The organism is Mesorhizobium sp. M7A.F.Ca.CA.004.12.1.1, from assembly GCF_003997835.1.
GTDB lineage: Bacteria > Pseudomonadota > Alphaproteobacteria > Rhizobiales > Rhizobiaceae > Mesorhizobium.
The window spans coordinates 1-9,603 of the sequence record NZ_RZRK01000166.1; the positions used below are offsets into that span (position 1 = coordinate 1).

Here is a 9,603-nt window from a genome sequence, read left to right on the forward strand (position 1 = left end):
CTGAAAAACAGTCGACATTGACTAAACGAGGACAGGCTCAGGCAATCGCCCGCGCGGCCTCGCGGTAGAGCGTCGGCGGCACGCCGACATGGTCGCGGAAAAAACGCGAGAAATTGCCCTGCGTGGTGAAGCCGAGATTGCAGGCGACCGAGATCAGCGGCTCCCGCGACCATTGCAGCTGCCGCACCGCTTCCTCCATGCGCAGCGTGTTCCAGTAGACATTGGGCGTCAGATTGGTCTGTTCCTTGAACAAAGCGAAGAAATGCGGTCGCGACAGGCCGACGCTGCGCGCCACGTCGTCGAAGCAGATGCGCTCGCAGACATTGGCCTTCATCAGCTGGATTGCCTTGCGGACACGAAAATCCTGCATGGTGTTGATGCGGACACGGGCCTCCTGCGGCGCCGAGGCGTCGGCGGCGTCGAGCACGCTATCGATGAAACGCTCGATCTCGTAGTTGGCGATATCGTCGACGCTCTCATTGTCGCTGAGGTGGTCGAGCAGATTGGCGGCGGCCTGATGCAGCCACGGTTCCAGCGTGATCGCGGCTTGTGAAAACAGCGGTGCCGACGAAGGCAGGTCGCGGCGGCGCCGCGCCCAGTCGGGATCGATGTAGAAGGCTAGAAACAGACCGGGCGTCCCGTTTTGCGACAGAACATGGCTGTGCGGCTGGAAGGAGTTGATGCCGGCGGCCGTTCCAGGTCCAAGCCGGACGGTCTCGCGGCCGATGGTCATTTCGCCGGCCGTACCTTCCAGCCAGATGATCAGATGGGCCTCGACATGGGCATGGGTGACGAAGTCGCTTGCGACATTCAGGATAGATACATGTCCGAACCGGCCCCAGTAGAGCCTGATCGCTTCCGTCATGGGTATATCCTCCCGCAGACGACTGGCCTCCCTTCGTCTGCAACAGGGATTGTGCGGCTGAGTTCGGGGCCGCGTCAAGACGCGCGGGGGCGGCGAGGGCGAATGACGGCCGATGCGGCCGGATTTTCAGACTGAGCGATAGGTTTCCTCTCCTCCCACAAGGGAAGAACGCCCCTCAAACCGAAGCCGTCATGCCGCCATCGACATACAGTGTATGGCCGTTGACGAAAGACGATGCGTCGGACGCAAGGAACACGGCGGCGCCGATCAGCTCGTCGACAGCGCCCCAGCGTCCGGCGGGCGTGCGCTTTTCCAGCCAGGCGGAAAATTCCGGATTGTCGACCAGCGCCTGGTTCATCTCGGTGCGGAAATAGCCGGGCGCGATCGCATTGATCTGCAGGCCGTGTTTGGCCCAGTCGGCGCACATACCCCTTGTGAGGTTGCGGATCGCGCCCTTGGTCGCGGTGTATGGTGCGATGTTCGGCCTTGCCAGTTCGCTCTGCACCGAGCCGATGTTGATGATCTTGCCCTTGCCGCGCGGGATCATGTGGCGGGCGACCGCCTTGCCGACATGGAAGGCGCCCGACACATTGGTCTTGAACAGGCGCTCCCATTGCTCCTCGGGAAAGTCCTCGAGCGGGGCGCGGAACTGCACGCCGGCATTGTTGATGAGGATGTCGATGGCGCCGATCTCGGCCTCGATGCGGGCAATGTCCTCGTTGACCGCCTGAAAATCGGTGACGTCGAAGGTCGAGGTGTGCGCCTTGAAGCCGGCATTGCGCAGCTTTTCGACGGCACCGCCGATCCTGGCGGCGTCGCGGCCGTTCAGCACCACGCTTGCCCCATGTTCAGCCATGCCCCGAGCCAGCGCGAAGCCGATGCCCTGGCCGGAGCCAGTCACCAGCGCCAGCCGCCCCTCGAGGCTGAACAGGGAGTTGGCCATCAAACCGTCTTTTGTTTGACCATGATCTCCGGACAAACGGTTCCGTTTGTCCGAGAAAACCGGTTTCCACTTTTCGGGATCATGGTTCTAGTCACTGCGGCGGAAATTGCGGATGCGGTCGAACAGCACCGCCAGCAGGATGGCGCCGCCGATGAACACGCCTTGCCAGAAGGCATTGATGCCGAGCAGGCCGAGACTGTTGCGGATCACCTCGATCAGGGCCGCACCGACGATGGCGCCAAAGGCGGTGCCGACGCCGCCAGCCAGATTGGCGCCGCCGATGACGGTTGCGGCGATTACCTGCAGCTCCATGCCGGTGCCGAGATTGGTGGTGACGGCGCCCAGCCAGCCGGTCTGGATGATGCCGGCAATGCCGGCCGACAGCGCCGAGATCATGTAGACGGCAACCTTGATCTGGCGCACCGGAACGCCGGTCAGCGTTGCCGCGTGCTCGTTGCCGCCAATGGCAAAGATGTGGCGGCCGAACTTCGTCCAGCGCAGGATAAAGCCGGTGATCAGCGCCAGAAGGATCATGTAAAGCACCGGATTGGCGATGCCGAACACCCAGGCGCCGCCGCCCAATGACAGAAGCTTGGCGTGGTCCGGCCCGAACTGGAAGACGACGGTGTTGTTGGAGGCGACCATGGCGAGGCTGCGGGCGATCGACAGCATGCCGAGCGTCACCACAAAGGGTGGAAAGCCGAGATAGGCGATCAGCACGCCGTTGAAGGCGCCAATGGCGAGCGCGGTGGCAATGGAGGCCAGGATGCCGACCTCGATCGAGTAGCCGGCATGCATGGTGACGGCCAGCACCATTGACGACAGGCATAGTACCGAGCCAACCGACAGGTCGATGCCGCCGGTGATGATGACGAAAGTCATGCCGAGCGCGATAATGGCGACGAAGGTGATGTTGCGGGTGATGTTGTAGAGGTTCTTCGAGGTGGCGAAGGCGTCGGTGGCAAACGATAGGAACACGCAGGCAAGGATGACCGCGATCACCACCCAGAAGGTCTGGCTGGCAAACACTCTCGCGGCCAAGGATTGCTGCTTGTGTTCGATCGGCTGGTCAATTGTCAGTGCCATCGTCGACCTTCATCTGCTGCGTGGTGAAATTCGCTGAAATCAAACCTGTTCGATGGCGCCGGTGATCAGCCCGGTGACTTCCTCGGGCGAGCTCGACGCAATCGTCTTGTCGGCGACCTTGCGGCCGCGCCGCATGACGATGACGCGGTCGGCGACGGTGAAGACGTCAGGCATTCGGTGGCTGATCAGCACGACGGCGATGCCCTGATCGCGCAAATGGCGGATCAGGTTCAGCACTTCGGCGACCTGGCGCACCGAGATCGCCGCCGTCGGTTCGTCCATCAGCACGATCTTGGCCTGCGACAGCATGGTGCGGGCGATCGCCACCGCCTGGCGCTGGCCACCCGACATCTGCTTGACGAGGTCGCGCGGACGGGTTTCGGACTTCAATTCGGCAAAGAGCTGGCCGGCACGCTTGTACATCGAGGCATAGTCGAGGATGCGGAACGGCCCGACGCCGCGCCGCAGCTCGCGGCCGAGATAGACGTTGGCGGCGGCAGTCAGATTGTTGCAGAGCGCAAGGTCCTGGTGGACGATCTCGATGCCGTGCTGGCGGGCTTCCGCCGGCTTGTGCAGGATCAATTCCTTGCCGTCCATGTGCATGGTGCCATGGCTCGGGCGGAAATTGCCGGCGATCATCTTGACCAGCGTCGACTTGCCGGCGCCGTTGTCACCCATGAGGCCGACCACCTGTCCGGGCTCGATCGACAGCGAAACGTCGTTGACAGCCTGGATGGCGCCGAAATGCCTAGAGATGTTGGTGAGTTCGAGAACCGCCACCAGCCTTTGCCTCCCCGTGATTTGCGACCTGCCGCTGTTCCCGGCGTGGATGCCGACGCTGCTTAGGCCTCGCTCTCCCCGGCTCCTCCCGAAGACGGCGTTAGCGTTCTTTTACGCAAAAGCCGGCGCACGTCAATCAATTGTCGGACGAATTGGGCCAGGACTATTTTAAAAATCCGTTTTGTAGGACAAATAGCATTGACGTTGGCGCCAAGCCGATATTAGCTAAGCGTCGGAGGAGATTATGCCGATCCCCGCTGGCGGTTCGCCGGCCGGAATCGGCGGAGGTTTGACGGCCCAGCATCCGGCGACACCTGTGTGTGAGCTGATCTGAAGCCGAATCTGGAAATGCTTATCGATCTGTCCTGGCGACACGAGCGCTCGAAACGACCCTCGGTCATCACGCATCCGGTCGATCTGTATGGCGGGCACGCCGTGTCCGTTTGTTTCAAGGGAGGACTGACATGAGGAAGACACTTTTGCTCGCCGCCGTCGCCGCAATGGCGTTGGGTGCCGGGCCGGCTTTGGCCAAGAAACAGCTCGTCATTGTCGTGAAAGGTCTCGACAATCCGTTCTTCGAGGCCATCCACCAGGGCTGCGAGAAATGGAACAAGGAAAACGCCAGCTCGGAGTATGAATGCTTCTACACCGGTCCGGCGTCGACTTCGGACGAGGCCGGCGAGGCGCAGATCGTCCAGGACATGCTGAGCAAGGCCGACACGGTGGCGATGGCGATCTCGCCGTCCAACGCGCCGCTGATCGCGCAGACGATCAAGAGCGCCAATCCGACGATCCCGATCATGACGGTCGATGCCGATCTCAGCAAGGAAGACGCAGGTCTTCGCAAGACCTATCTCGGTACCGACAATTACCTGATGGGCAAGAAGATCGGCGAGTACATCAAGAAGGGCAAGCCGAATGGCGGCACGATCTGCACCATCGAAGGCAACCCGGCAGCCGACAACATCCTGCGCCGTGCGCAAGGCATGCGTGACGCACTGTCGGGCAAGGAAGGCCTTGCGGCACTTGCCGGTGAAGGTGGCTGGACCGAAGTTCCCGGCTGCCCGGTGTTCACCAATGACGATGGCGCCAAGGGCGTGCAGGCGATGACCGACATCCTCGCCGCCAACCCCAAGCTGGACGCTTTCGGCATCATGGGCGGCTGGCCGCTGTTCGGCGCGCCGCAGCCCTATCGCGATCTGTTCGGACCGCTCAAGGACCGGATCGCCAGCAACGACTTCGTCATCGGCGCCGCCGACACGATTGGCGACGAAGTGGCGATCGCGCGTGACGGCCTTGTGACTGCTCTTGTCGGTCAGCGTCCATTCGAAATGGGCTACAAGGCACCGTCGGTGATGATCGACCTGATCGAAGGCAAGCCCGTCGCCGATCCGGTGTTCACCGGCCTCGACGAATGCACCAAGGATACGGTCGACACCTGCATCCAGAAGTAGGTTCTCGATGACGGGGCGCCCGGTTGCGGGCGCCCCGTCATTCCTGAACGGAAGCGATAATTCCCGAACGGACGCAATGGTTGGGGCAACCGGCTCCGGCTTTGCCGCGTCCGTGATCTGGGTTTTTCGGCAACGAGATCGGCGCCCGTGCGGTTCGGACCAGTCCGGACGACAGACGGTCGACGCATTGGAACGTGGATGCCGGACGAGAAATCAAGCAAGCGAACCGACCCGGCCAAGCCACAAGCCAGCCGCAGCCCGGCTGTCATGCGCAAGGCCGGTGCCGCGCATTTTGCGGGAGCGAGCGTCCATGTTTCGCTGGCCGGCGAGATTGGCCTGCGGATCGTGCGTGGCGACTATCCGCCCGGTACCATCCTGCCCAACGAGTCCAGATGGGCCGAGATATTCAATGTCAGCCGTTCGGCGGTGCGCGAAGCCATCAAGATGCTGATGGCGAAAAGCCTGTTGGCCTCACGCCCCAAGATCGGCAGCTGGGTCGAGCCGAGGGAGCGCTGGAACCTGCTCGACCGCGACGTTCTGGCCTGGTACGCGACGGCGCCCGACCGCGAGGCGTTCCTGCGAACCGTGCAGGAGTTTCGTCATATCATCGAGCCGGAAGCGTCGGCCTTTGCCGCCATGCGGCGCAGCGACGAGCAAATGGCGGAAATCAGCCAGGCCTGCCGCGAAATGGGCGAGGCCTTGAGCCTGCAGGAGCGTATCCGCGCCGACACGCGCTTTCATCTGGCCATCCTGCGCGCTTCCGGCAACGACCTTCTGGTGCCGCTCGGCGTGCTGATCGAGTCGGCGCTCGACCATCTCTTCGCATTCACGACGCAGCAGGTCGCCGATCAGCGCCAGGCGCAGAAGCTGCATGAGGCGATCGAAAGGAACATCCGCCTGCAGCGCCCAGCCGCCGCGCGCAACGCCGTGCACAAGCTGCTTGCAGATACCGACGATGGGATAGGGCGGTGGAGGCGGTGATCGGCGCCAGCCTTGGGTAATCGGTCAAATGGTCTGCTTCTTCCCATCCTTCATCGGCATCAGGTCGACACCGTTCACCCCAGCGATATGCGTAGCCAGCATCGGCACGAATTGCTCGGCCGGCCCGGTTGCATGGGCACCGGCGAAGGAGTTCTTGGTGGCGTTGCCGAGCGGATTGGCAATACCGGCCGCACCCGCCATCGATTCCAGATAGGTCAGGTCCTTGAAGGCATTGGCGATGGTGAATTTGTGCGCGTCGCGGTCACCTTCGAGCGTCCAGCGCATGAAGGTCTGGTAGAAGCCGCAATCCATGCGGCCATTGCGAATAACGCTGTCGAAGCGCGGCGGCGAGATGCCGACCTTCTCAGCCAGCGCCAGCGCCTCGGAATAGATCGCGGCGTAGCCGAGCGAGATGAAATTGTTGAGCAGCTTCATGCGATGGCCGTCGCCGGTGTCGCCGATATGGACGATGCGGCCGGCCCAGGTTTCGATCACCGGCTTCACCCTGGCAAAGAGGGCGTCCGGCGCGCCGACCATCGCGTCGAGCGTGCCTTCCCAGGCTTCCTTCGGCGTGCGGCTGAGCGGCGCGTCGACAAAATCGATGCCGAGCGCCTTGAGTTCCTCTGCCAGCGCCACCGCCGAGACCGGATCGGAGGTCGAGCAGTCGACGACGACCGAGCCCTTTTTCAAGCCCTCCTTGAGGCCGCCGGGGCCGCGAATGATGGCTTCGACCTCGCGCGAACCGGTGACGCAGATGAAGACGATATCAGATGCCGCCGCCACATCGCGCGAGGTCGATGCTTCCGTGGCGCCGCGGCCAAGCAGGTCTTCCGCCGGTTTGCGGTTCTTGCGGCCGAGGAAGGTCAGGCTGTAGCCCTTGTCGACGATGTTCTTGGCGATCCCGTGGCCCATCAGGCCAAGCCCGATGAAGCCGATCTTTTCGCTCGCGGCAGTCGTGTTCATGTCTTCAAGTCCTGTTGCAATGATTGATGTCAGGCACTGCCGTTTTGCAGGCGAGGGTGGTTGCGGATGGCGATATTGTCTGACAATACACATAAATTCCTGAGGATGTGGAGAGCAAAATGACGAAGCGGATCATGTTCACCGGCGGCAGCGGCAAGGCCGGACGCCATGTCGTCCAATATCTGGTCGAGCAAGGCTGCCAGGTGCTCAACATCGACACCAAGCCGCTCGACAATCCCAAGGTGCGCACGCTGATTACCGACATCACCGACAGCGGGCAGGTGTTCAACGCACTGTCGAGCTATATGGGCCTGCATGAATTCGACCCCTCGCTGCGCCCGCAGCCGGTCGATGCGGTGGTGCATTTCGCCGCCATCCCGCGCATCATGATCACCACCGACAACGAGGTGTTCCGCATCAATGCGCTCGGCACCTACAATGTCATCGAGGCGGCGGTTAAGCTCGGTATCCGCAAAATTATCATCGCCTCCAGCGAGACGACTTATGGGCTTGTGTTCGCCAACGAGCCGCGCGATCCCAAATATTTCCCGCTCGACGAGGAGTATGATGTCGATCCGATGGACAGCTATGCTTTGTCCAAGGTCGTCAACGAGAAAACGGCGCGGGCCTTTGCGCAACGCAACGGCACCGACATCTACGCCCTGCGCATCGGCAACGTCATCGAGCCGCACGAATATTCGCTGTTTCCGAAATGGTTCGCCGATCCGGGTTTCCGCAAGCGCATCGCCTGGAGCTATGTCGACGCGCGCGACCTTGGCCAGATCACGCTGCGCGCCATCGAGAAGGACGGGCTCGGCTATCAGGTGTTCAACGCGGCCAATGACGACACCTCGTCCGACCTGCCGACTGCCGAACTCCTGAAGCGGTTCTACCCCGGCGTGACGGTCAAGGCCGAACTCGGCGAATACGAGACGCTGCTCTCCAACCGCAAGGCGCGCGACGTGCTGGGCTTCCGCCCGGAGCATAGCTGGCGCAAATACGTCAAGCAGGACTGATCCGCGAAGCAATCGGGGCTGATCTGTGCACAGCGGGCGGCTTTGCGGTGCAAGCCGCTTGCCGCGCTTGACAGCCTGCTTAATACGGACTTTCTGGAACCCATGCGGGACGCGAAGCCGAACAAGGAAAAATCGTTGGGGAAGGCGGTCTCCGGGGACCGTCCGGGCGGCGTTCGCCGCGCCGACGCCGCGCGTATCCCAGGCTCCAGCGTCCACGCCTCGCTGGCCAGCGAAATCGGCCTCAGGATCGTGCGCGGCGACTATCCGCCCGGCACCATCCTGCCCAATGAAGCGAAATGGTCGGAGACCTTCAGCGTCAGCCGCTCGGCGGTGCGCGAAGCCATCAAGATGCTGATGGCCAAGAGCCTTTTGGCCTCACGTCCCAAGATCGGCAGCTGGGTCGAGCCGAAGGAACGCTGGAACCTGCTCGATCGCGATGTGCTTGCCTGGTACGCGACGTCGCCGGATCGCGAAGTGTTCCTCAAGACGGTGCAGGAATTCCGCCACATCATCGAGCCGGAAGCGACCGCGTTTGCCGCCATGCGAAGAACCGACGAGCAGATGGCCGAGATCAGCCTGGCCTGCCGGGAGATGGGAGAGGCGACGAGCCTGCAGGAGCGGACCCGTGCCGACACGCGCTTCCATCTTGCCATCCTGCGGGCTTCGGGCAATGACCTTCTGGTGCCGCTCGGCGTACTGATCGAGTCCGCGTTCGATCACCTCTTTGCCTATACGACGCGGGAGATCGACGATCTCAACCACGCGCAGAAGCTGCACGAGGCGATCGAGAAGAACATCCGCTTGCAGCGCCCCGACGCCGCGCGCAATGCAGTGCGCAAACTGCTCGCCAACACAGACGGCGTCATCCGCGCCCGGTAGGGCCGGCCGCCGCTAATCATCCTTGTCACGTCCGAAGGCGCTGCGCAGTTCGTCCTTGGCGTCCTCAAGCACTTTTTTGCGCGCGGCAGGCAAGTTCTTGCCGGCGCGGTTGATGTAAAAATTCAGCATCGACATGGCGGATTGGAAAGGCTCGGCCTTGCGCCTGTGGCTGTGTTCGGCGGATCGTTTCAGCGAGCCGGCGATCTTCCTGGCGTCGTCGGATTCGAAGACGTGATCCTCAAGATCCATTGCGTTGCTGTGCTCGGTCACCTCGGCCGACCATTTTTTCCTGGTGGCGGTCATCGCTGGACTCCTTTGCAGGGTGGGTTGCCGGGAAAACTCTGCACATCGGCATCGGTTCCGGCCTGGCTCTGGAGCCACGGATTTGCCCGCTGTGGCGCTGCTGCGGCCTGAGAATGCGCCGATAGTGGCGCAAACGGCAGCCGATCTCCGAGACCGCCGACAGGAAACGCCTTGACCCGAACCGACAGCATCCAGCCCGGCCCCGGCATCGACAGCTCCTATGCCTGGATGCGGCTTGCCATCTCGATGCTGCTGGCGACGATCGGCGCCGTGGGCATGTGGGCTGTCGTCGTCGTGCTGCCTGCGGTGCAGGCCGAGTTCGGCGTCGACCGC

At 62.5% G+C, this 9,603-nt stretch carries 10 protein-coding genes and 1 pseudogene; 5 read left to right on the forward strand and 6 right to left on the reverse strand.

Annotation, left to right across the window (positions count from 1 at the left end):
* Nucleotides 1–37 precede the first annotated feature (37 nt).
* The 4 genes from EN984_RS11415 to EN984_RS11430 all read right to left on the reverse strand — a co-directional run bounded on the left by EN984_RS11415 (nucleotide 38) and on the right by EN984_RS11430 (nucleotide 3,674).
* Nucleotides 38–865: an AraC family transcriptional regulator gene (locus EN984_RS11415; protein ID WP_127266791.1), complete on the reverse strand. Its 828-nt coding sequence runs from the start codon at nucleotides 863–865 to the stop codon at nucleotides 38–40.
* Nucleotides 866–1,040: 175 nt separating this feature from the next.
* Nucleotides 1,041–1,808: an SDR family oxidoreductase gene (locus EN984_RS11420; RefSeq protein WP_127266790.1), complete on the reverse strand. Its 768-nt coding sequence runs from the start codon at nucleotides 1,806–1,808 to the stop codon at nucleotides 1,041–1,043.
* Between the two features lie 87 nt (nucleotides 1,809–1,895).
* Nucleotides 1,896–2,894 carry an ABC transporter permease gene (locus tag EN984_RS11425; protein ID WP_127266789.1) on the reverse strand — a complete coding sequence of 333 codons (999 nt, stop codon included), beginning with the start codon at nucleotides 2,892–2,894 and terminating at the stop codon, nucleotides 1,896–1,898.
* Between the two features lie 39 nt (nucleotides 2,895–2,933).
* Entirely contained in the window at nucleotides 2,934–3,674 is a 741-nt protein-coding gene (locus EN984_RS11430) for an ATP-binding cassette domain-containing protein (RefSeq protein ID WP_013530854.1), read from the reverse strand.
* Between the two features lie 464 nt (nucleotides 3,675–4,138).
* Between EN984_RS11430 and EN984_RS11435 the strand changes: the two genes are divergently transcribed.
* Nucleotides 4,139–5,128, forward strand: coding sequence for a sugar-binding protein (locus EN984_RS11435; protein ID WP_127266788.1), 990 nt, complete (start codon nucleotides 4,139–4,141; stop codon nucleotides 5,126–5,128).
* Nucleotides 5,129–5,326: 198 nt separating this feature from the next.
* Nucleotides 5,327–6,109: a FadR/GntR family transcriptional regulator gene (locus EN984_RS11440; protein ID WP_127266787.1), complete on the forward strand. Its 783-nt coding sequence runs from the start codon at nucleotides 5,327–5,329 to the stop codon at nucleotides 6,107–6,109.
* Between the two features lie 24 nt (nucleotides 6,110–6,133).
* Here EN984_RS11440 and EN984_RS11445 read toward each other — a convergent pair whose 3' ends face one another.
* Entirely contained in the window at nucleotides 6,134–7,072 is a 939-nt protein-coding gene (locus tag EN984_RS11445) for an NAD(P)-dependent oxidoreductase (protein ID WP_127383744.1), read from the reverse strand.
* A 119-nt stretch (nucleotides 7,073–7,191) separates the two neighbouring features.
* Here EN984_RS11445 and EN984_RS11450 point away from each other — a divergent pair, with 119 nt between their 5' ends.
* A complete protein-coding gene (locus tag EN984_RS11450) occupies nucleotides 7,192–8,088 on the forward strand; it encodes an NAD(P)-dependent oxidoreductase (protein WP_127266785.1) in 897 nt (298 codons plus the stop codon).
* 102 nt (nucleotides 8,089–8,190) lie between these two features.
* Nucleotides 8,191–8,967, forward strand: coding sequence for a FadR/GntR family transcriptional regulator (locus EN984_RS11455; protein ID WP_127271478.1), 777 nt, complete (start codon nucleotides 8,191–8,193; stop codon nucleotides 8,965–8,967).
* Between the two features lie 12 nt (nucleotides 8,968–8,979).
* On the opposite strand, the gene EN984_RS11460 is transcribed toward EN984_RS11455, so the two are convergent.
* Entirely contained in the window at nucleotides 8,980–9,270 is a 291-nt protein-coding gene (locus EN984_RS11460) for a DUF3175 domain-containing protein (RefSeq protein WP_127270870.1), read from the reverse strand.
* Nucleotides 9,271–9,441: 171 nt separating this feature from the next.
* Here EN984_RS11460 and EN984_RS38705 point away from each other — a divergent pair.
* A pseudogene (locus EN984_RS38705) lies at nucleotides 9,442–9,603 on the forward strand (MFS transporter); the annotation flags it as partial.

Excerpts from the sequence above, each read along its gene's own strand:
- EN984_RS11435 (WP_127266788.1), top strand. The coding sequence starts at position 4,139 with ATGAGGAAGACACTTTTGCTCGCCGCCGTCGCCGCAATGGCGTTGGGT.
- EN984_RS11425 (WP_127266789.1), bottom strand. The coding sequence starts at position 2,894 with ATGGCACTGACAATTGACCAGCCGATCGAACACAAGCAGCAATCCTTG.
- EN984_RS11455 (WP_127271478.1), top strand. The coding sequence starts at position 8,191 with ATGCGGGACGCGAAGCCGAACAAGGAAAAATCGTTGGGGAAGGCGGTC.
- EN984_RS11450 (WP_127266785.1), top strand. The coding sequence starts at position 7,192 with ATGACGAAGCGGATCATGTTCACCGGCGGCAGCGGCAAGGCCGGACGC.
- EN984_RS11420 (WP_127266790.1), bottom strand. The coding sequence starts at position 1,808 with ATGGCCAACTCCCTGTTCAGCCTCGAGGGGCGGCTGGCGCTGGTGACT.
- EN984_RS11415 (WP_127266791.1), bottom strand. The coding sequence starts at position 865 with ATGACGGAAGCGATCAGGCTCTACTGGGGCCGGTTCGGACATGTATCT.
- EN984_RS11460 (WP_127270870.1), bottom strand. The coding sequence starts at position 9,270 with ATGACCGCCACCAGGAAAAAATGGTCGGCCGAGGTGACCGAGCACAGC.
- EN984_RS11440 (WP_127266787.1), top strand. The coding sequence starts at position 5,327 with ATGCCGGACGAGAAATCAAGCAAGCGAACCGACCCGGCCAAGCCACAA.
- EN984_RS11445 (WP_127383744.1), bottom strand. The coding sequence starts at position 7,072 with ATGAACACGACTGCCGCGAGCGAAAAGATCGGCTTCATCGGGCTTGGC.